The sequence below is a fragment of the Flavobacterium sp. Arc3 genome (assembly GCF_041431375.1).
In the GTDB taxonomy this organism is placed as follows: domain Bacteria; phylum Bacteroidota; class Bacteroidia; order Flavobacteriales; family Flavobacteriaceae; genus Flavobacterium.
In genome coordinates this window covers 221,700-245,675 of record NZ_JASMRI010000001.1, presented here as the reverse complement: position 1 = coordinate 245,675, position 23,976 = coordinate 221,700, and the positions used below count along the sequence as shown (strand labels likewise).

Below are 23,976 nucleotides of genomic sequence, written 5' to 3'. Positions count from 1 at the left end.
GTAGATGAATAGTAAGCGTATATTCTTATCGTTAGCTCATTTAGGAGGTGAAGAACTGAATTATATTCAAAGTGCTTTTGCCGAAAATTAGGTTACTTCTGGTGGTCCTAACGTAGATGTATTTGAAAAAAATCTTGAAAATTATTTAGGAAAGGATGTTCATGTGGGAGCTTTAAATTCAGGTACTGCCGCCGTTCATTTAGGTTTGATTTTATTAGGAGTAAAAGCAGGCGACGAAGTACTTTGCCAGAGCATGACTCTTTCAGCTTCGTCTAATCCCATCTTATATCTGGGGGCAACTCCAATTTTTATAGACAGTGAAATCCAGACTTGGAATCTTTGTCCAGCGACCTTAGAAGAAGCAATTGTGGACCGAATAGCCTTGAAAAAAAAACAAAAGTAATTATAGCGGTGCATTTATACGTCATGCCGTTCAATGTCGAGGCGATTATGGCAGTAGCTCATAGATATCAAATTCCAGTTTTGGAAGACAGTGCCGAAGTATTTGGAAGTTGTTATAAAAACCAGAAAGCTGGTACTTTTGGAACAATTGGAGTTTTATCATTCAACGGAAATAAAATCATCACCACCTGAGTAGGAGACGCTATTGCAAGTAAAACGATAGAAATAAGAGATAAAGCGGTATTCCTCGCTACCCAATCTAGAGATGAAGCACCACATCACCAGCATAGCGAAATTGGCTTTAATTATAGCATGAGCAATAATTATGCCGGAATTGGTCGCGGTCAAATGGAAGTCATGGACAAACATGTGGCCTTAAGTCGCCAAATGAACCAGTTCTATTGCGATTATTTTGCCAATATAGAAGGAGTGGTTGTTTTTTCGGAGCCTAATGTCGATTATTTCTCTAACCATTGACTTACAGCCATTGTATTACAGCCTGAAAAATTAGGAGGGAAAACTAGAGAGGACTTGCGTTTGGCCTTAGAGCAAGAAAATATAGAAAGCCGTCCGCTTTGGAAACCCATGCATTTACAACCCATTTTTGAATCCTATCCGTATTACGGCAATCAGGTGGCGGAGCGATTGTTTGAAAACGGTCTCTGCTTGCGCTCTGGGTCCAATATTACAGTACTTGATAAAGAACGTATTACTATAGCGTTAAATCGATTTTTCAAGCCGTTAATTTAATACTAAATCGATTTGTATTTTTTTTGATAAATGTGATTTCATAATAATTTTGTACGGTTTTTTATAGTCCTTAATAGCAAAAATAGTAGGGCCACATAAATAACATATGTTATTGAATGAGATGTTGGAAATAATACGGATTGCAGAATCGTCTGACATTAAGTATTTTGTGGTGAAATATAAATTAATTTACCTCCTTTTAATTACATAAATTATAGTTTTTAAATAGTAACTATTTAAAAAATAATTTTTCTGTATCAATAGATTAGTGACATTTTATCTTTTGTGTGTTAAAGCTACTCTTTGAAAATATAGAATAGAGACGATTTGTCACTAATTAGATTCGGTACAATCATGAGTATACTTTAATTAAATAGTTATATTTGCACTTTTTAAATTTTAAACATTAACAAAAATTCCTTTAATGAAAAAAATAATACCGTTCTTACTTGCTTTGTTTTTATTTTCTTGTGCGTCTAGGAAAGATGTGGTTTATTATCAAGGTATTGATGGGATTTCTCCTCAGGAAAAGTCAGCCACATATGAAATTAAAATGCAGCCGGATGATTTGTTAATGATTATCGTTTCTGCCGAAGATCCAGAAATTGCTGTACCATTCAACTTAAGCTCAATTTCAGTTCAAAGTCGTGGAAATATGGAAGCTGCTATTGGTCAGCAAACCATGCAAATGTATTTAGTTGATGCTAATGGAACTATAGAATTTCCTGTATTAGGTAGAGTAAAAGTGAGCGGTTTAAGTCGCTCAGAAGTACTGGGAATGCTGCGAGAAAAAATAGGGGTTTATATTAAAAACCCAATAATTAATCTACGGATTATGAATTTCAAAGTTTCGGTACAAGGAGAGGTAACTGTACCAGGTACTTATAATATAGACTCGGAAAGGATTACCCTTATAGAAGCTTTAAGTAAAGCCGGAGATTTGACCATTTATGGTAAACGTAATAACATATTGATTATCAGGGAAATTGATGGGCTAAAATCCTATAATCGTGTGGACATTACCAACGCAGAGTTTATCAATTCCCCCTTTTACTATTTGGCTCAAAATGATGTGGTTTATGTGGAACCCAATAAAAGTAAAATTAACGGAGCTGCAGTAGGTTCTAATACGGGAGTAATCATTTCGATATCCTCACTATTGATCACCCTGATCACCTTAATAATCACGACTACAAAATAATTTTTGGATGGAAAATAATAATAACGACGATAATTTCGAAAATGATTTTGATGTAAAAGCTTTGCTACAACAGTATTTGATTCACTGGCAATGGTTTGTGCTGGCAATTTTTATTACTTTGTTAACCGCTTTTATTTATTTACGTTACACTGTACCTCAATACCAGGTCACGACAACCATTTTAGTCAAAGACGAGCAAAAAGGGGGAATGCTATCTGAACTTTCGGCCTTTGCCGATATGGGAATGGGAGGAGGGATAAAAAGTAATCTTGATAATGAAATCGAAATTCTTAAGTCGCGTACCTTAGTGGAAAGTACGGTAAAAAAGTTAAATCTAAATACCCAATTGATTCTCAAGGGTAATCTACTGGAACGTGAAATTTATGGGGATACACCCATTTCTGTTAACTTTATTGACAAGTCAAATGAATTTTATCAAAGCAGCATTGATTTGATTTTTACGGAACTTAGCGCTACAACTTTTGAATTAGTTACTAATTTAAAAAATGATTCAGGAAATAATTCTTCTAATGTGATTTTGAGCAGTAAAAAGGAGTTTCAATATGAAAAACCTATAATGACCAAATATGGTGTTTTGATTATAAGTAAATTAGGATCAAATAATAGGACGAAAAACAATGAAAATCAATCGTTAAGGATTCTCGTTAGCCCTTTAGAGAATGTTGTTGCAAGTTTTCAAAACCGTCTAAAAGTAGATCCAGTCAGTAAAACAAGCAGTGTCGTGGCCCTTTCCATGATTGACCCTGTCATTAAAAAAGGGGAAGATTTTTTAAATAATTTGACCCGGATTTATAATGAAGATGCTGCTGCTGATAAAAATTTTATATCTGAAAATACCTCCGTATTTATTGCCGATAGATTAAAATTGATTACACAGGAACTAGATGGTGTGGAGCAGGATGTGCAAAGTTTTAAGAAGTCCAATAACGTAACGGATATAGAATCAGAAGCGAAACTATACATCGAAGGTTCTAATGAATATGATAAAAAAGGGGTAGAGACGGAAATCCAGCTGAATGTGGTGTCTTCGATGTTAGATTTTATGAAGAAAAGTACCAATGCGGATCTCTTACCTACAAACATAATTTCTGGGGAGAGTAGTGCATCAGGAATGATCAACTCCTATAATCAGTTGGTTTTAGACCGCAATAGGATTCTTAAATCAGCTACAGAGGTTAATCCATCTGTGGTCAAAATGGATCAGGAAATTGCCTCGTTGAAAAGTAATGTCCAGGGAAGTTTACAGAGGATGCAGTCCAATTTGAACATTCAAAAAAGAAACCTGAACAGCGAGGAAAACATACTGAATGCCAAAATCGGAAAAATACCGGTACAGGAACGCCAATTCAGGGTGATTGCACGTCAACAAAAAGTGAAGGAAGAATTGTATTTGTATTTGTTGCAAAAAAGGGAAGAAACAGCAATCTCTATGGCAGCTACTGAACCCAATGCCAGGGTAATTGATGATGCCAAAGGAAATAAAATTCCTGTTTCGCCAAAGAAAAGTATCATTTATTTAGCAAGTTTGTTAATGGGGCTATTAATTCCTTTTGGAATCATATACACTGATGATTTATTAGATACAAAAATTAAAAGTCGCCTAGATTTAGAAGGCAAAACAATGATTCCATTTATAGGAGATTTACCTACCTCTGATACGCCTTCGGTAATTATGAAAGCAGAAAGTAGAACTAGTTCAGCTGAGGCTTTGCGTATTGTTAGGACCAATCTTGAGTTTATGTTAAGTAAAGTTCCAGAGGGGATGGCTAAGACAATATTTCTAACCTCTACTTTTCCAAAAGAGGGTAAGACCTTTGTTTCCGCTAATCTGGCGGCCACTTTTGCATTATCAGGTAAAAAAATATTATTGATAGGAATGGATATTAGGAATCCTAGATTAGATGAGTATTTAAATATACCAGAGAGAGGTGTTACTAATTATTTGTCGTCTAAGGATATGAAGCTAGAAGATCTTATCGTCAAGTACGAAGGATATGAAGATTTACATGTATTACCAGCGGGTGTGATTCCGCCAAATCCTGCAGAGTTATTGATGAGTAAGAAAGTAGATGAACTTTTTCAGACTCTAAAAACCCAATACGATTACATTATTGTGGATACCGCTCCTGTGAGTTTAGTAACGGATACTTTATTAATAGCTAAACATGCAGATACTTTTATCTATGTGGCTCGTGCTAACTTTTTAGAAAAACGAATGTTGAATATTGCAAATGGTTTGTACAAAGAAGGTAAACTACCTAATATGTGTTTGCTTCTTAATGATACTGATTCTACTAAAGGGTATGGGTATGGATACGGTTATGGAAATGAAACAGAAAAAAAATCTTGGTTCAAAAAAAGGTTTAAGTCCTAACTAGTTTTATCATCGTATACAAACGAACAAAAAATCGCAAAATAGTTTCTATTTTGCGATTTTTTTTTTTGCTTATAAATAATTGTAGTTAAACTCTTTTTAGATCCACAATCAGTTCAGTGATTGTTAGTCGGTTCTGTTTTTTTTATTGTTTAATTAAAATGTTAGCATGCATTCGATTGGGATTGGTGAAATTTGTTTCCCATTTCATGGCACAATCATAGCTTATGCTATATTTTTAGCATAAATTTGTGCGAAATTAGAAAAAAGGGTTCGCACTTTAGTTGTGAGTCACTGTGGCGAAGCCGTGGGGTTTTCTGAATATTCTTAAAGAGATTGTCTAGGTCCGTTAAGACAGGATAGAAATCTTAAATTGATAAATTAATTTTTAGATACCTTATGAAAAAAATAATTATTGTGGCTGTAATGTTATTGGCCCTTTTTCAATCATCAACGCTTGTAGCGCAAGATTTGTTAAAAAGTAATGACTTGAGCACCTTAAAAGTGGATTATCTATCAGATGCTGATATCGCAAAAATAGAATCTCAGCTGCAGTCGAATAATTTAACGATTGATCAAGCAGAACCAATGGCTTTGGCAAAGGGAATGACCGCTAGCGAATTCGCGAAGTTGAAAATTAGGCTATCGGAACTCTCAAAAGGTTCTGTTGTAGGTAAACCAGAGGAATTAATTGGTAATACAAAAAGCGCAGAGCTCACTAGAAAGCAAGAGAAAATTACCAATACAAAGGTAAAGGACAGCGTCAATGCACTAATTTTTGGGTCGCAATTATTTGATAACCCAACTTTAAATTTTGAACCAGATTTAAAACTGGCTACTCCGGTTAATTATGTACTTGGGCCTGGTGATGAATTGCAAATTAGTGTTTATGGTGTACAAGAGTTTAGTGCTACTGCGCCTGTCTCTTTAGAAGGAAAGGTAAATATACAATACGTGGGTGAAATTCCAGTTTCTGGTATGACCATCGAAGCAGCTACGCAAAAGATTAAAGCTGCAATCTCAAGAGTCTATAGCAGTGTGGCTTCGGGTCAATCTCAAGTGGGAATTAGTTTAAGTCGAATAAGAACAATTAGAGTAACATTGATAGGGAGTAGACAGCCAGGAAACTATTCGGTGTCGTCTTTGGCAACAGTTTATAATGCCTTGTTTTTAGGGGGTGGGCCTGATAAAAATCAAAGTTATAGAAATATCGAGTTAATTCGAAATAATAAAGTTTACACTAAAGTTGATATTTATAAGTTTTTGGTCAACGGAGATCAATCGGAGAACGTTGGTTTAAAAGACAATGATGTCATTCGTATTCCGGCTTACAATCAAAGAGTCACGGTAGAGGGTCAGGTGAAACGTCCTGGGATTTTTGAAATGAAACCGGGAGAATCATTTTCTGATTTATTATCATTTGCATCAGGATTCAATGAGTTTGCCTATACAGCATCAGTAAATGTGCTTCAGAAAACGGCTAAAGAATTTAAAGTACAAGATATCAAAGCTTCTGAATTTAATAGTTATAAACCACTTTCTGGAGATGTGTTTAGAGTGACTAAAATATTGAATCGCTTCGAAAATAGAATCAGAATTGACGGGGCTGTTTTTAGACCAAATACTTATTCCTTTTATGAAGGGATGCGTGTTTCTGATTTGATTGCCAAAGCAGATGGTTTAAAAGAAGATGCTTATAGTAATAGAGCGAGAATTATTCGTGTTAAATCTGATTTGACAAAGGAGATTGTTAATGTGAATTTAGCGAAAGTATTAGAAGGAGATATGGAAGCAGATATCCCATTGTTTAAAGAGGATGTAGTGACTGTTTATTCTATATTGGATTTTGTTGAGGATTATAAAATTACGATTGATGGGGAAATTAAAAAACCTGGAATCTATGATTATCAGGAAGGTCTGACCTTGAATGACTTGTTAGTTCAATCAGGTGGTTTGACAGGTTCAGCATCTAAAAATGTAGAGGTGGCAAGGATGATTATGTCAGAAGAAATTGATGATGCCAATCCTAATAAAGCGGAACTATTCAATATCGAGATCACTCCTGATAACAATGAACAGGCAGCTAATTTTTCGTTGTATCCATTTGATGTGGTAAATATCCGAAAGATGGCGGTGTATGAAAAACCAGAGATGGTAACTATTAGTGGAGCTGTAAATTATGCAGGAAAATATGTTTTGGCAAGCAAAAAAGCTAAAGTCTATGATATTGTCAAAAGAGCAGGTGGTTTGACTTCATTGGCAGATGTAGAAGGGGTTAAGATAAAACGACCAATACAAGCCAAACAAATTGAAGCGGTAGAAAGTATAGATTTGAATTTGGGTAAAAAAGATAGTATCCAGAATAAATTGGAGAAAAAACTAAAGGAAGATTTGAAATTTGCTATCATACCTGTGGATTGGAAAGCTATTGTTAAGAATCAAAATAGTAATACTAATGTTACTCTTTTCCCAGGAGATGAAATTGAAGTGGCAACCTTCAATGAAGGCGTTAAAGTGACAGGGAATGTCTTGCTTACTTCTGAAATTCCTTATGAGAAAGGTAAAGGGTTTGGGTATTATCTGGATGCAGTTGGAGGTATTGATGCTAAAGGTTGGAAGAAAAAGGCTTACATTATTTACCCTAATGGTAAGGCAGCTGTAGCGAGTTCATTCTTGTTTTTTAGGAATTATCCAAAAGTTACTCCTGGGTCGCAAATTATTGTTCCAGAAAAGCCTGAAGTTAAAAAGTTGAGCACGGGAGAATTTGTTAGTATAGCTGGTGTTTTAGCAAGTTTAGCAGGAGTTATTATTGCGATATTGCGATAGTTTAGTCGTCTTTCGTTTACCGTCCATCGATTTCCGAAAATCGTGGAACGTTTTTCGATTGAACAACGAGCAACAAACAACAAACAACGAGCAACGAACAAAGAACAATGAACACGAATATATATGAATGAACAAAACCGCAACGACGAAATATCTTTAAAGGAATTGGTTGACAAGGGAAGGGGATGGTTTGATTATTTACTGTCGCAGTGGAAAATAATCCTATTGGCCGGAGTTATAGGAGCTTTTTTAGGGTTAGCTTACTCTTTTTCTAAAAAACCAGTTTACACGGCAACTTTGTCTTTTGCATTGGAAGATGAAAAATCTGGAGGAGGATTGGGAAGTGCACTTGGATTAGCAAGTTCGTTAGGTTTGGACCTTGGTGGTGGTGGTGGAAGTGTTTTTACTGGATCCAATCTAACCGAGTTGTTTAAATCACGATCGATGGTCGAACAAACTTTGTTGAGTCCTGTCGTTGTAGAAGGTAAGACTATTTCTCTCGCTGAAATGTATATCCAAAATCAAGAATGGAGAGTTCAATGGAATAAGAATCCTAAATATAAAAGTATTCAGTTTCTGCCTAATGCAAACGGGAAAAACTTCACGAGAGTTCATGACAGTATCTTGGGGGTGATATATCAAGACTTGTCTAAAAACGGATTATCAGTTGGACAAAAAGACAAGAAAGTGACTATTATTAGTGTTGACGTAGTCTCAAATAATGAATTTTTTTCCAAGTATTTTTGTGAAGCCTTAGTAAAAGAAGTGTCTGATTTCTATATTGAGACTAAAAGCAAAAAATCCCGGGAGAACATGGATATTCTGGAACGTCAAACAGATTCTATTCGGAGAGAGTTGAATGGTGCTATCACCGGCGTGGCAGTAGCCAATGACAATACTTTTGGTTTGAACCCAGCGATGAACGTGCGCCGAGCGCCCTCCGCAAGAAGGCAGGTAGATGTGCAGGCCAATACGGCGATACTGACTGAGTTGGTGAAACAAGCAGAATTGGCTAAAGTGACTTTACGCAAGGAAACGCCTTTGATCCAGATTATAGATAAACCTATTTTACCTTTGAAGAAAGAGAAATTTGGGAAGGCACAAGGAATTGTAAGTGGGGGAATTTTAGCAGGTTTTTTGATGTTTTTTTGGTTGATAGTTAGAAGGGTATGGAGACAGATTATTTAATTTTATTTATAGGGAGCTTTTTTGCTGGAGAAGGAATTGATGTGATTTGTACAGATATTGAGTATAGGAAGATAGAAGTACTTATTTAAATTATGCTATCGGTATGGTCCAGAGATTAGAACAAAGTATTAATAGTAATGGTGTAATCGTGACTAAAAGCCCAAGTCAAGTTGGTACTGCTTAAAAATTATAAGAAGCGATTAAGTAAGAAATTCAAAAATAATAATTAGTCGTTTTTGTGATGTAAATTCAACTTCTACATTTTTAAATAGAAAAACTATTTCGCTTTGGGTATTGCTATTTAAGTTTAATTGTGACAATATGAGAGTATTACGTTCTTTGGAAATAATCGATAAATTAATTTAGATTGTTTTGGAGAACAAAATATTTATGAAAAAACATAAGTAAATAGGTTTGGGATAAAATATTATTGTGTGTGGATACTAGATTAATTATGAAAAAAAGAATATTAGTAACAGGAGGAGCAGGATTTGTCGGTTCGCATTTATGCAGGCGTTTGCTGGCGGAAGGAAATGAAGTTATTTGTTTAGATAATTATTTTACAGGAAGTAAAAATAATATCATAGAATTGTTAAACAATCCTTTTTTCGAATTAGTGCGACATGATATTACACAACCATACTTTGCAGAAGTGGATGAAATTTATAACCTAGCATGTCCCGCCTCACCAGTGCATTATCAATATAATCCAATAAAAACAATTAAAACTTCTGTAATGGGAGCGATAAATGTATTAGGATTAGCAAAAAGAGTGGGAGCAAAGGTTTTACAAGCGAGTACTAGTGAAGTATACGGAGATCCTCATGTACACCCACAAACTGAAAGTTATTGGGGAAATGTTAACCCTATTGGTCTACGATCTTGTTATGATGAAGGTAAACGGTGCGCAGAAACTTTATTTATGGACTATCACTTGCAAAACGGTGTTGCAATTAAAATCATTAGGATTTTTAATACTTATGGCCCAAATATGAATCCAAATGATGGTAGAGTTGTTTCAAATTTTATAGTGCAAGCTTTAAAAGGAGAAGATATCACTATTTTTGGAGAGGGTACCCAAACACGATCTTTTCAATATGTAGACGACTTGGTGGAAGGAATGATTAGAATGATGAATTCTGAAAATTCATTTGTGGGACCAGTGAATTTAGGTAACCCTAATGAGTTTACCATGTTAGAATTAGCTGAAAGGGTAATACAATTAACAGGTTCTGAATCAAAAATTATTTTTATGCCCTTACCGCAGGATGATCCAAAACAACGTCAACCGGATATAACTCTAGCTAAACAAAAATTAGAAAACTGGGAACCAAATATTCAGTTGGATGAAGGACTTTTTAAAACAATAGAATATTTTAAGAAAATAATATAGTTTATCATAAGCCATTTAGTGTAATTAATTAGAACAGCAGTTTCCTTTTTTTTTAGTTTAGAAATATTATAAGAAATAGCTATAAAACATTTTTTTAACTCTAAACTTGCTTGTCTTTTTGATTTTATGCTAGATGGTGTTATTAAAATTGGGAAATAAATTTTCATTAACCAAAGCTATAGAAGGTTTGTGCTCTAAATACAAGAGAGACAAATTCAGTAACTGTTAATGTAGTTGCTAAAAAATTAATAGTCTTGATTGATATATCTATTAATTAACGTTGCATACTTAATGTTAATAAAGGTAAAAGGAATCCTTATAAGACAAAGTAGTAAAGTGACGAGTGCCCCAAGATAAATAGCAAGAGAGGATTGACGATATACAAATAGTCATTTTTAATTTATGCAACCCTAAATAATTGAGTGAGTGAATCAGAGTTTTAATCAAAGTGATTTGAAAAAGAAAAATGTTGCCTTCAATATTCGAATACTTAGAGTTATAGAGAATCAATTAAATTATTATGGAAAGACATTATATTCTATAAGTAACAGTATTATTAAAGCATAATGAGATTATTTAATTTTTTTTCTTCATCTAATAGAAGAATTTCTTTAGGATTAGGGGTTATCAAGTTTTTAAAAGCAATGTTTTCTCTTTTTGTGGTAATTTTGTCAGCAAAATTTTTTGGAACTTCAGAAGAAAGGGATGCGTGGATATTAGGGGGAGCAGTAATTTCAGTGCTGATTCAGGTTGTATTTGGCCCTATAAATGAGACCTTTAGAACAAAATATGTTCATTTAAGAGAAGAGTACTCCAAAGAAGAAGTTTCTAATTCTACTGATTCTTTAATAACTTTAATTATTGTTATTGGAGTTTTTATTTCGTTATTTGTTTTCTTCTTTCCAAATATATTGGCAAATATTTTTGCTCCAGGGTTTACTGAAGCACAACGGGCTGTCTTGGTACTTATGATAAAAGTTCTAGTACCATCCCTACTAATTATAGAAGTTACTGACATATGGAATTCTATGTTGAACGCTTATAATTCATTTTACATACCTGATATATTTTCCTTTTTTTCAATAATTATAAACATACTTTTTTTACTATTTTTAGCACCATTAATAGGAATATATTCGTTAGTTATTTCTGCATATGTAAGTTCTTTACTTTTAATAGTGATAGTTTACAGAGAATTATATTTAAAATATAATTATAGATTTAAAATAGTAAAGCCTAAATGGCAATCAATCAAACCATTTGTGTTATTTGCGATCCCTTTTTACGTCAATTATGTTTTTTCGCAAACTGATATAGTTATAGAGAAGGCATTGACTTCTAAAATGATTCAGGGTAGTGTTTCAGTTTTAGATTATGCAAAAAAATTTTCTGACTTGCCTGTTAATATGTTAATTAGTGTGGTTACAACTGTATTGACACCTATTTTGGCATTAGCCTTTATGAAGAGTACTTTACTCAATATGGTTGATGAAACTCAAAGATACTTTAGAATGATATCTCTGATGATAATACCATTAACTGCATTGTTTATAGTTGTGCCCAATGAGATAGTAACATTGGTTTTAGTGCGAGGAGCATTTAAAGTAGAGAATGTAGAGCCAATAAGCAGTGTTCTGAGGTGGTATGGGCTCGGAATTTTTGTTACAGCTGTATATATTGTTTATTCGCAAATTCTAATCGCTCAGAAAAAAGTTCATTTGTTTTCATATATAGTAATAGGAACTTACATTTTTAAAATCATCTTTAATATTTCTTTATTCCGTAATCTGGGTTTACTTACTTTCCCAATTTCGTGGGTGCTGACTCAATTTATAATTAGTAGTCTGATACTGTATTTTGGGATAATTGAATTTAGAAGTCGAATAGTAAGCGAGGTAGCCAAAATTTATTTAATTCTTTTATTAACAATAGTTGTAAATTTAATGGTTTACCATCTAATACACTTCTATTTTACTGGTGTGGTAGGAACTTTGATTTTATTTTTTCTGATTAGTTTATCTATCGTTATTACAGAGATTGTCTTTGTTTTTATTTTCAAAATAGAGGAGAGAGAGTTTCTTACAAAATACTTTAAATCAAATGAGTAAAAAAATAAAGGTTGTTGAAGCTGTAAATCAGCTTAGTTTAGGAGGTACAGAATATGCTTTGCAGTTATACAGTAAGTATCTTAATAAGGAATTATTTGAAGTAGTAGTAGTAGCAATATATAATGGAGGTGAAAGGGTAAAATTAATTGAAGCTTTAGGGGTTCAGGTAATTGTATTAGATGGAGATTTAAAAAGATTTGAAGAGATTTTAAAATCTACGGATGTTTTTCATTGGCATGGCAATGGAATTCTAGACGAGAAAATCTTTAGTTTGCTAGAGAAATTTAAACCTGACTTAGTAGTACAGACGAATGTTTTTGGATATTTTGATAATTCACAATACTATAAATTAATTGATTACGATTTATATGTATCAAAAATGATTCTAGTCAGAAGGATGCAGCTTGACAAAAAACTTTTAAATAAATTTGAGAATAAAAGGAAAGTTTTATCATATCCGGTTGATATAGAGCATTTACAATCTTTAAGTCCAACTGACGAAGAAATTTCTTTATTTAAAAAAGAGAATGATTTAACTGGACATTTTGTTGTTGGAAGAATTGGTAGATCAGATGATCATAAATTTGACCTAATTACTTTAGATGGATTTGCTGAATTTGCCAAAACGAAAGAAAACGTAAAATTTTTATTAGTTGGTTCTACACCAAAAATTCTACAGCATGCTAAAAAATTAAACATATTAGATAAGATGTTGATTTTAGAAACATCGAGTGATCTAAGCGTATTGCTTCTATATTATAAAAGCTTGGATGTCTTTTTGGCGGCAAGTAATATTGGAGAGAGTTTTGGAATGGTTATAGCTGAAGCTATGTTCTCTGGAATTCCTGTAGTAACAATTAGTACTCCTGAAAAAGATAATGCACAAATTGAATTGGTTGATAATGGTGTTAATGGATTTGTGGTGCCTAGATTAAAAAATAAAATAGGAGTAGCTTTATCAAAGTTATATGAAAATAGTGAACAAAGAGTGAGTTTTTCAAAAATGGCCAGGATTAAGGTCTTAGAAAAATATGCTGCAAAAAATATTGTTTTAAGTTTTGAAAAACTTGTTTTAGAACATATCTCTTCAAAAAAACAAGAAGTAAATAGGTCAACATTAGTGATGGATTTTTCTGAGTCTTTAATCGAAGATTATAAATACAGGTGTAATGATTTATATGGAACTCTAAATGTAACTGATAGAATTGTTTTGTCAAACCAAAACGCAAAAAAGTATTTTTCATTTTCTTTCTTGAAACATTTTTTGAAACAGAAAATTAATATGATTTTTGAAAAATCTAATGTTTTATAAGCAATAGTCATAAGATAATGATTTGAGTGACTTGGTGTTTTTTTTAATATAAGTAAGGATAAGTCTGTGGATGAAATAGTTAATAATTTCAGTTGGTTTCTTTTAGAGCAATGAAACAGGACGATAAATATATAGAACCGTTTTTTAGTTCAAAACTCCCTGCATTTGATTAAATTATGTGTCAAAAGTAATTTAAATCAGCAAAATTAAAGAGCAAGGACAGCGATAGGTTAATAATCTTATTCTAATCAGGGCTGAATTCAAATCTTTAAATGAAGTTCTAATTAAACTGAAATCAGGGCTGTGTTTTTGTTCAAGATGAAGTTATTTTTAGGATAAAAAGAGTATAATAATAATTGAATAATAATATATGGGAATAAATAATTTAATTAAAGTAGGAATATTAGTCTCATATGATTGGGAATATTTAAAGCAATCTCTACCTATTATTTACGGGCACTCTGATAAAATAACTCTTGCATTAGATATAAATAGAAATACGTGGAGTGGTAATAAGTATAATCTACCCGATGAATTCTTTAACTTTATCAAGGGCTTTGATTTAGAGAATAAAATATCAATTTATGAAGATGATTTTTATGATAGTAGTTTAACTGTTATGGAAAATGATACTCGTGAAAGGAGAATGTTGTCAGATTTTATGGGAGAAGGGGGATGGCATTTACAAATAGATAGTGATGAGTATTTTATTGATTACGAAGGTTTTGTTGACTTCCTTAAAAAATCGTATAAAAAACACAAGGATGCTGTCGACGTTTATTGTCCGGTGATATCTTTATTTAAAAAAAATTCTGAAGGGTATTTTTTTGTAATACAATCAGAGGATGCAATAATAAAGTTTCCGATAGCAACAAATAAACCAGATTATGTTAATGCGCGAGTTGGTAGAAATAAAATTATTACTACTGATTTTTATATAATTCACGATACTTGGGCAAGAACTGAAGATCAACTACTTCTTAAATTGAGTAATTGGAGTCATGCAAATGATTTTGATGTTAAGAGTTACTTTGAACTGTGGAAGGCAATTGACAAGAATAATTATAAGTATATCAAAGATTTTCACCCTTTAGAAAATAAATTTTGGTATAAATTAGAATATGTAAAATCTAATAGTATACCTGAATTGTTGAAATTTTTAACCAGTAACCCACAAAAGCTATTGGCTGAAAAAGATAAAATGTTCAGCCTTATAAAACGTATAATAAAATCTTTTTTGCGAATTTTTTTTAAATTTTGATGGAGGTCAGCATAATAATAGTATCCTATAATTGTAAGAGTTTTGTTTTTGAATGTATTGATTCAATAAAGAAGTTGACAGAGTTAATTACTTATGAAGTAATTGTTGTCGATAATAATTCTAGTGATGGCATAGAGGATGATGTAGTGATTAGGTATCCAGACATCCTGTTTTTTAAAAATGATTACAACGGAGGTTTTGGATATGCCAATAATATTGGATTAGCTCACGCTAAAGGGAAGTATGTTTTCTTTTTAAACCCAGACACCTTACTTCTTAATAATGTATGTCAAACCCTGTACGATTATTTAGAGCTTAACAATAATGTCGCCGCTTTAGGTTGCAGAGTTTATGATGAAAATTTAAACAATCAGATTTCCTATGGAAGGTTTCCTAGTGTAATTCAATATTTGTTAGAAGTTTTTCCTGTAAAATGGGTTTCTGACAACTATAAAAATAAGATTTCAAGTGAAGGATACCTTACCGAGGATTTAGATTTAGATGTTGAATTTATATCTGGGGCAGATTTCTTTGTCAGAAAAAGCGTGTTGGATCATATAGGAGGCTTTGATGAAAATTTTTTCCTTTTTTTTGAAGAGGTAGATTTGTGTATGAGGATAAAAAATGCAGGATATCAGATTAGAATTACTTCACAAGCAAAACTCATTCATTTAATGGGACAAACGATGCAGGTTTCATTTCAGAAATTTAAATGGTTTGAAGAAAGTAGGTATGTTTTTTTGAGAAAGTATTATTCGAAAAAGTTCATAGTATTTTCTAAATCAATTTTTATTTTTAGATACCTATTCTTGTGGCTAAAGTATTTAGATAAAGAGTGGCATAAAAGAGCTGTATTTATATATAAATTAAAATAAATGAAAGTTCTACATATTTGTTACACTGATAATATAGGCGGTGCCGCTAAAGCTGCTTTAAGATTTCATTATGCTTTAAAAAAAAACAGCATTGACACGACGATGTTAGTTTATAAAAAAACATTGAATGATCCTTCAATAATTGAAATGTCCAGTTTTGCTGAAAAAATATTTGCTTATTTGGGTTTTTATTTTCAAAGATTTTTGATTAGTTTTTTTAAAAAAAGAAAGGGTAGTGACTTTTCTATAATGTGTTTTCCTGACAAGGGTCTTGTCCGAAAAATTAATAAATTAAATCCCGATATTGTTCATTTTCATTATTTAGGACCTGGAATTATTTCTATCAAAGGATTATCTTTAATTAAGCAAAAAATAGTTTGGACTTTACACGATTCTTTTATTTTTACAGGGGGTTGTCATACAACATATGATTGTTTAGGATATCAAAACTCATGTGGGGCTTGTAATTATCTTAATTCAGAGAAAGAGAATGATATTAGTAAGAAATTGTGGAAAAAAAAGTTTAAATATTTACATGACTACGGAAATATAAACTTGACTGCTCCAAGCAATTGGATGAAAATTTGCGCGGAATCCTCTTCTATATTTAAGAATAAAAATGTGACATGTATTCCAAATTTGATAGATACTGAAATATATACTGCAAAATCAAAAGTAGATTCAAAATCTTTTTTTGGCATTAGCTCGGATGTCAAAATAATAACTACAGGAGGATCTAATTTTGAGTTCGATGCTAATAAAGGTATGATGCTTTTTTTGGATTCTCTCCAATATTTAGATAATAAAAATAATGTTGAGATTTTTATTTTTGGGACTAAAAAAGAGGGTAGAGAAATTTTTAAAGGTTTTACCTTGAGATACTTGGGTTATATAGGTAGCCAAGATTTACTTGTAAGTCTTTTTTCGGCATCAGATGTCGTTGTTGTGCCTTCTAAGCAAGAGAGTTTTGGACAAGTTGCTATTGAAGCTATGGCTTGCGGTTCACCTGTAGTAGCATTTAATACATCAGGTTTAAAGGATATTTTAGAACACAAGGTTAATGGTTATTTGGCTCAGACTTTTGACGTACAAGATTTAGCTAAAGGAATTCAATTTGTTTTGTCAAATGACTTGTCTGAAAATGCTTTTAAAACTGTGTCATTCAAGTTCTCTGAAAATATTGTAGTTAATAATTTGATTGAATTCTATAAAATATGAATAAATATTTAAGTATTAAGTTAAAATAGATTTTTATTTTTTTTAACTGTAATCGTAGTTTGTACACATTCATATAATATAAGAATTATAAGGAATGGTGATGTTTTAAGAATTGATAAGAATTGTAACTCATTTTTTCAATATTCATTTTTTTTATATGCTTTACATGAACCAATATTGAGTTTTTTTAAAGTTGTCTTATTCCATTTTCTGGGTAATACTGAATTTATTTCTCATCTCGCTTTTACAATATTTTTTATATTACTAATTGGTTATTCTTTAAAAAAAACTTACCAAAATTTTATTATTTGATAACTAGAGGTAGGTAAAAAACGGCCATTTTTTTAGTTTGCATTAAATTTCAACGATGAAGATTTTTTTTTGTATCATAAAGCAAAGTTTTGAAGACGTTATTTATAATTTTGGGGTTAATAATGTTTGCGGTGAGAAGGCTATAAAAAAAAGAACAAGCGGAATTTGGTTTAAAGGATTATTAGTTGGGTTGGTCTGTGATTCAAAAGCTATTAAAAATAATGAATAAAAGAAATTCTATATCTACTTTGAAGGATATGACTATCCTAGTGAAAAACCAAAACAAGGATATAACATATAAACTTTAACAAGAGCTAATTCTAAGTATAATTCAAAAGAAATCTTGAATGAATTATAATGGAAACTAATAATTAAGTAAAAAAAAATATTAAATTGAGGTATAAAGTTAACATAAAGACAATATCACTATTTTTCGTGTGGCTATTATTATTATGTAATCCACCATTTAGTTTTTATCTAGTTGCGGGATTTCCGCACTTATTAATAAAATTATTTTCTTTTACGGTTTTGGCATTGATATTAATATCGAAAAAGAGGTATGTAATATCATTACAGATTTACGCAATTGTTTTTATTTTATTTTTGAATGTTGCATTTTATTTATTTTCATTTATATATCAAAATGATTTTAGTTATATATCTCAAGCTTTTCCAGTAGTTTATGTTTTGATTATGTATATTGTAATAAAGAATATAATTGGTTTTGAAAAATTTGTAAAATCTTACCTGTTTCTCATGATTGCAATGGGATTTATGGGGTTCTTTGCTTTTTTGCTAGGACTTGTAGATAAATTACCCAATTTGGGCTATGTGGGTGATCCTGTTAAGGAATCAATGAACTATCTTTTTACATTTTCTAATTCTGTTTTTAATAGAGATGGAGATTTTAAATTGATTAGAGTTGCAGGGTATTTTGATGAGCCTGGAACCATGGCCTTTTATTTAACTTTTGCGCTTTTATTAAATCAAATGACTTTTAAGAATAGATTTTATGATAAATTAATAATATTTTCAGGTATTTTTACATTTTCGCTAGCCTTCTTTTTTACTTTAATTGTGTATTTTTCGTTTTATCCAAATTGGAAAAAAACATATATAAGATTATGTATTATTTTGTGCGCATTATTTTTTACCATTTCATTGACAAAAGACACCAACTCTATATCAGGAATGATCAATTTAATGACATTAAGTAGGCTTCAAAATTCGGATGATGGAATGATTCAAGGTGATAATAGAACTGTTTATTTTGAACAAGGTATTGAATTTTTTAAAGAAAAGCCACTATTAGGTCATGGGCAAGAAAATGTATTAACGGGTAGAAAATTTTTTGGATATGACCCTTCTTCGTTTGTTGGTTATCTGGTTTTTTATGGTGTAATAGGGACAAGTATTATTTTTATGATTTATTTATATCAATTTACGTATATTTTTAAATTTAATGGTGATTTAAAAATTGATGTTTTTGTTTTAAAATTAATATTTATTGAATTACTATTGTTTATTCAACGACCATTAGTTAATGTTCCTTTAGCCTTATTGATTTTAGTAGTAATTGTTGAACTTATTAATCTACGTAGAAATTCTACAACTCAGTTTGAAAATGTATAATCCCAAAATTTCGATAATCACAATTGTTTATAATGATAAAATTGGATTAGAAAAGACAATCAATAGTGTTTTAAATCAGGATTTTAAAGATTTTGAATTTATAGTGATCGATGGTCTATCTACTGATGGCTCTTCAGATTTAGCAAACAAGTATATCGAACATATTACAAAATACGTAAGAGAAAAAGACAATGGTATCGCAGATGCCTTTAATAAGGGGTTAAAATTTTGCAATGGAGATTGGGTTTATTTTTTAAATGCAGGAGATTTTTTTGCGGAAAACAATACACTTACCAAAATTTATAATTCATTTTTAAGTTTATCAAAAAGTAGTATAGTTTCAGGAAAAGTTAAGATTGTTGATGTTAACCAAGTACCATTAGGGTATAATCATCCAAATGGAAAAGTATCTATTGATGATTTGCTGAATAGAAATATAATTGCACATCAGGCCACTTTTGTTAAGTTAGAAGTTTTCAATAAAATAGGAAATTTTAAACCTTATAAAATTCATATGGACTATGATTTTTGGATTAGGTGTTTAAGATCGGAAATTAAATTTGAATTAATTGAGGAAGTTGTTGCTTGCTTTACAAGAAATGGAGTTTCTTCATTTAGAAAGAATTATTTAATAGCAGTGAAAGAGCAATTAGGAATATTGTTGAATTATTCATTTATTAGTAAATTTAGATATTACAAGGTTTATTATTCTAATTTCTTGTATTTCTCGTTAAAAAGTTTGATTAGTCTTTTAATAGGAGAAAAAATGACTAATATTATTAATCAAAATAGACTAAAAAGATAATGAGAATAGCATTGGATGGTCGAAGTTTATCTTCTGAACCTGCAGGAATTTCAAATTTTACATTAAATGCAATAAATGCTCTTTCAGAAGACAAAAAGAATGTAATTTTTATTTTTTCTCATAAAGAAATTAACAATACCATACTAAAGCGTTTGTCTTTTAAAAATGGAAATGTTTTTATTACTGTAAAGCCTCTATTTTTCTTAAAAGATATTGGTGTTCTATGGTTTTTTTTAAAATTTCCTTTTTTGATAAGATTTGGGAACTTTGATATACTCTGGGGCCCTAGTCAAGTTTTGCCGCCTTCTTTTTTGACAGGGAAAATTAAGCGTATGGTAACCATACATGATTTAGTTTTTAAATCTTACGTCAAAACAATGTCTTTGTATATTAGAATAGAGAATTTCTTATCCACTTCAAGAACAATTAAAAATGCTGATTTTATTTGGTGTGTTTCAGATTATACTTCCAAGGAACTTAAACAGTTTTTTCCACATCGAAAAGCCAAAGATATTTTCGTAGGTTCAGGTATTGATAATTCGGTATTTAAAAAGATAAATCTTGACGATTTAGATAAAAAAAAGATAAGAGAGAAATATCATTTTAATGGTACGACTATGGTTTTTGTTGGAACACTTGAACCAAGAAAAAATTTAAAGTTTTTGCTAAGTTTGATGTCTGTCCTATCTGAAAAAGGAATTTCACTTGCAGTAATAGGGGGTAAAGGTTGGGGTAGTGTTGAAGAGGTACTTCATAATGATTCAAAAGAGCAATACGGTTCTAATGTACAATTTCTAGGATATGTTTCTACTGACTCTTTAGTTGAAATATATAATGTTGCAGATATAATTATTTCTACTTCTTTAAATGAGGGTTTTGGTTTGCCCTTATTAGAGGCAATGGCTTGTGGATGTCCGGTTGTGGCCCCTCATAACTCTGCAATGATTGATATCGTTTCAGGATTTGGCACTAGCATTGTTGGTTGGGAAAAAGATGAATGGGTTAGCGGTATCATTGCTACAATTAAAAACAGAGATGAAATGACAAAAAAGTTAGAATCTAAAGTTTCGCAATATAATTGGGAGAAAATTGGTAGCGACCTTGATGTTTACTTAAATAAATAGGAGATTGGAATTTTAATTTTTTGATATATTGGATTTGATTTTTTTGGTGTATTTAAAAGTGATATTTATTTAATAAAATTCTGTAACATAATTATTAGAATGATTTATATAAACGGTAGATTCCTTTGTCACAAAATGGATGGCATAAGTAGATTTTCACTGGAGATTTGCAAACAATTGAAAAAATTAGGTTTAGATTTTAAAATTATAATTCCAAAGTGGGTTGTATATGAAAATAAGGAGGGGTTTGAAATTGTTCAGTTTGGTCATTTAAAATCTCATTTTTGGGAACAAATAGATTTGTTGCGATTCCTTAAAAGTAAAGGAAATCCATTGCTTTTAAATCTGTCAGGATTGGGACCGTTATTTTATAAGAATCAAATCATTACCATTCATGATTTGTCTTTTTATGATAACAAGAAATGGTTTTCGAAGGCGTACACTCTTTTTTATAGTATTGCAACACCTATTTCAGCAAAAAATGCTCTAAAAATCCTTACTGTAAGTGATTTTTCTAAAACTGAAATTACAAAATATCTTAAGATTGATGAAGGTAAAATAGAAGTTGTGTACAACGCAGTTGCTAATGATCTTGAAAAATTTTCTTATAATATCCAAATTAGTCCGATTGTAAGCTGTGTTGTGGATCGTAAATATATTTTAGCAGTATCTTCAATAGATCCCAGAAAAAATTTGCAACGTTTGATAGATTCTTTTTTGGAACTAAATTTAAAAGATTACAAGCTTGTTCTGGTTGGTAAAACCTCGAGTCATTTTAACATTAAGTTGCGGTCAAATCCAGAGAGTGTTATTTTTACAGGGTTTGTTTCTGATTCAGATCTTTCTGTTTTGTATAAAAAATGTGATTTTTTTATTTACCCTTCATTATATGAGGGCTTTGGTATCCCTCCTTTAGAAGCCATGAGAAATGATTGTGCTGTTGTTGTTTCGGATATTCCTAGTTTGAGAGAGGTTTGTTCGGATGCTGCTCTTTATGTTGACCCTTTTGATAACGAGAGTATAAAAAATGGAATTTTGAAAATTATTACAGATTCAAAGTTAAAAGAAGAATTAAAACTAAAAGGGAGTTCACGTTCCAGATTTTTCAAATGGGAAGTATCTGGAGTTAAAGTATATGATGTAATAAATAATATTAGAGTTTAAAGATGAAGGTAATTCAGTTAGTGAAATATTATGATCCATGTCAAGGAGGAATGGAAACAGTCGTTAAAAATATAGTTCAGGGGATTATTGATAGTTCTGATGATATACGATTTACAGTCTATTCTAATAATCACAAACAAAATTTTGTGAAGGCTATTAAAGAAAAAGAAAGAGAAACAATCATAAAAGAAATTACACCTTTCTATTTAAAAAGTCAACCTCTAAATTTAAGATACCCATCTTTAAAAAAGTTAATAATGGATAATGATGTAATTCATCATCATTATCCTTTTCCAACAATGGAATTTGCCTTGTTGCGATATTTTAAAAAAATGTCAGGTAAAAAGTTTATAATTACCTGGCATGCAAATATTAAAAATTCGAGGTGGAGTTGGATTGAACGTGTTTATAATCCAATGATTGAAAAGGTTCTTGATAGAGCAGATGCAATTGTTGTTACGTCTCCGCAACTTTTTGAAGCCTCCCAGATACTTCAAAAATACGCTGATAAAGTACATACGATCCCGCTAAGTTTCGATCCAAAATATGCCACGACAATTTCAAAAAAATATCCAGAAGATCGCAGTTTTCAACTGCTTTTTGTGGGGAAACTGCGAAAGTATAAAGGAGTTGAATATTTGCTAAATGCCATAGTAGATTTAGACGTAAAATTGAATATAGTAGGTAATGGTGAGGAATTGGAAAGTTTAAAATCTATAGTAGAAATATTACAAATTGGTAACAAAGTGACTTTTATTTCCAATGCCAATGATGAACAGTTAGCTGCGTTTTATAAAGAAGCTGATTTGTTTGTATTGCCTTCCATTAATGAAGCCGAAGCTTTTGGCGTTGTTCAATTAGAAGCAATGGCTAACGGGCTTCCGGTGATAAATACTAATTTAGAGTCGGGCGTTCCTTTTGTTTCTTTACATGATTATTCAGGAATTACAGTCGAACCAAAAAACATTAACGAATTAAAAGAAGCTATTGAAAAAATGATTAATAACAGAGAGTTGTATGAATTATATTCTTCTAATGCCTTAGATAGAGTAAATTTATTTTCAAGGGAAAAAATGTCGAAAGCATACATAGAAATTTATAAATCATAATGGTAAAAAAAGTTGCAATAACAGGCGCCTCCGGATTTGTAGGGATCAATCTTAAAGATTATTTAAAGTCATCTTATGAAGTGCAACCATGGAGCGTACGTTTTAAACCCAATCAACATTTTGTAATTGGTTCTGATGCGATTATTCATTTAGCGGGGAAAGCGCACGATTTGAAAAAAGTGTCTAGTCCGCAGGATTATTACGATGCTAATTTTGAGTTGACTAAGCAATTATTTGATGCTTTCTTGGCGTCAGAAGCAACTGTTTTTGTCTTTATGAGTACGGTTAAAGCTGTAGCTGATTCTGTAAATGGCATTTTAACAGAAGATACGATGCCAGATCCTCAAACGCATTATGGAATTGCAAAGTTTAAAGCAGAGCAATATATTTTATCGCAAGAAATACCCAAAGGAAAACGAGTTTATATTTTAAGACCTTGTATGATTCACGGTCCTGGAAATAAAGGAAATCTCAATTTATTATACCAATTAGTTTCCAAAGGATTGCCTTGGCCACTAGGTGCTTTTGAGAATCAACGCTCTTTTTTAAGTATTGAAAATCTTTGCTTCGTTATTAAAGAGATACTAGAAAACGATTCAATTCTTTCAGGAGTTTACCAAATTGCTGATGACAAACCATTATCTACAAATGAATTAATTCAATTGTTAGGGAATAGTTTAAATAAAAGAAGCAGAATATTGAATGTATCACAAAAGGGGATAACATCAATAGCAAAATTGGGAGACTACTTGCATTTGCCTTTAAATTCAGAGCGCCTACAAAAACTTACTGAAAATTATGTGGTAAGAAATCAAAAAATTGTAATGGCTTTAGGTAAACCTTTGCCAATAGAATCAAAAGAAGGTTTGTTGAAAACATTCCAATCATTCAAAAAATAATA

Annotated in this window: 16 protein-coding genes and 1 pseudogene; all 17 read left to right on the top strand. The window is 31.3% G+C overall.

Annotated elements, in window-relative coordinates; all coding sequences use genetic code 11:
* Positions 1-4: 4 nt before the first annotated feature.
* Positions 5-1,152, top strand: a pseudogene (locus QO200_RS00960) (DegT/DnrJ/EryC1/StrS family aminotransferase).
* Between the two features lie 424 nt (positions 1,153-1,576).
* Entirely contained in the window at positions 1,577-2,353 is a 777-nt protein-coding gene (locus tag QO200_RS00955; protein ID WP_371535290.1) for a polysaccharide biosynthesis/export family protein, read from the top strand.
* A gap of 7 nt (positions 2,354-2,360) precedes the next feature.
* Complete coding sequence (locus tag QO200_RS00950; protein WP_371535289.1) at positions 2,361-4,748, top strand: GumC family protein; 2,388 nt, start codon at positions 2,361-2,363, stop codon at positions 4,746-4,748.
* 399 nt (positions 4,749-5,147) lie between these two features.
* On the top strand, positions 5,148-7,574 hold the full coding sequence (locus QO200_RS00945) for an SLBB domain-containing protein (protein ID WP_371535288.1): 2,427 nt from the start codon (positions 5,148-5,150) through the stop codon (positions 7,572-7,574).
* Positions 7,575-7,697: 123 nt separating this feature from the next.
* Positions 7,698-8,762, top strand: coding sequence for a Wzz/FepE/Etk N-terminal domain-containing protein (locus QO200_RS00940; RefSeq protein WP_371535287.1), 1,065 nt, complete (start codon positions 7,698-7,700; stop codon positions 8,760-8,762).
* Positions 8,763-9,216: 454 nt separating this feature from the next.
* Complete coding sequence (locus QO200_RS00935) at positions 9,217-10,155, top strand: UDP-glucuronic acid decarboxylase family protein (RefSeq protein ID WP_371535286.1); 939 nt, start codon at positions 9,217-9,219, stop codon at positions 10,153-10,155.
* 566 nt (positions 10,156-10,721) lie between these two features.
* The gene (gene murJ, locus QO200_RS00930) at positions 10,722-12,263 is read left to right on the top strand and encodes a murein biosynthesis integral membrane protein MurJ (protein WP_371535285.1); all 1,542 of its coding nucleotides are present in this window, start codon (positions 10,722-10,724) and stop codon (positions 12,261-12,263) included.
* A complete protein-coding gene (locus QO200_RS00925) occupies positions 12,256-13,575 on the top strand; it encodes a glycosyltransferase (RefSeq protein WP_371535283.1) in 1,320 nt (439 codons plus the stop codon). Before murJ ends, QO200_RS00925 begins: the two co-directional genes overlap by 8 nt.
* 370 nt (positions 13,576-13,945) lie before the next feature.
* Entirely contained in the window at positions 13,946-14,836 is an 891-nt protein-coding gene (locus tag QO200_RS00920; protein ID WP_371535282.1) for a hypothetical protein, read from the top strand.
* Entirely contained in the window at positions 14,836-15,711 is an 876-nt protein-coding gene (locus QO200_RS00915; protein WP_371535280.1) for a glycosyltransferase family 2 protein, read from the top strand. The genes QO200_RS00920 and QO200_RS00915 overlap by 1 nt, the downstream gene beginning before the upstream one ends.
* Positions 15,712-16,929: a glycosyltransferase gene (locus QO200_RS00910; RefSeq protein WP_371535278.1), complete on the top strand. Its 1,218-nt coding sequence runs from the start codon at positions 15,712-15,714 to the stop codon at positions 16,927-16,929.
* 1,068 nt (positions 16,930-17,997) lie between these two features.
* On the top strand, positions 17,998-18,873 hold the full coding sequence (locus QO200_RS00905) for an O-antigen ligase family protein (protein ID WP_371535277.1): 876 nt from the start codon (positions 17,998-18,000) through the stop codon (positions 18,871-18,873).
* Positions 18,866-19,678, top strand: coding sequence for a glycosyltransferase family 2 protein (locus QO200_RS00900; protein ID WP_371535275.1), 813 nt, complete (start codon positions 18,866-18,868; stop codon positions 19,676-19,678). The genes QO200_RS00905 and QO200_RS00900 overlap by 8 nt, the downstream gene beginning before the upstream one ends.
* Positions 19,678-20,802 carry a glycosyltransferase family 4 protein gene (locus QO200_RS00895; protein ID WP_371535273.1) on the top strand — a complete coding sequence of 375 codons (1,125 nt, stop codon included), beginning with the start codon at positions 19,678-19,680 and terminating at the stop codon, positions 20,800-20,802. The genes QO200_RS00900 and QO200_RS00895 overlap by 1 nt, the downstream gene beginning before the upstream one ends.
* Positions 20,803-20,937: 135 nt before the next feature.
* Complete coding sequence (locus QO200_RS00890) at positions 20,938-21,966, top strand: glycosyltransferase family 4 protein (protein ID WP_371535271.1); 1,029 nt, start codon at positions 20,938-20,940, stop codon at positions 21,964-21,966.
* Between the two features lie 2 nt (positions 21,967-21,968).
* Positions 21,969-23,075: a glycosyltransferase gene (locus QO200_RS00885; protein ID WP_371535269.1), complete on the top strand. Its 1,107-nt coding sequence runs from the start codon at positions 21,969-21,971 to the stop codon at positions 23,073-23,075.
* Positions 23,075-23,974, top strand: coding sequence for an NAD-dependent epimerase/dehydratase family protein (locus QO200_RS00880; RefSeq protein ID WP_371535268.1), 900 nt, complete (start codon positions 23,075-23,077; stop codon positions 23,972-23,974). Before QO200_RS00885 ends, QO200_RS00880 begins: the two co-directional genes overlap by 1 nt.
* The last annotated feature ends 2 nt before the right edge of the window (positions 23,975-23,976 follow it).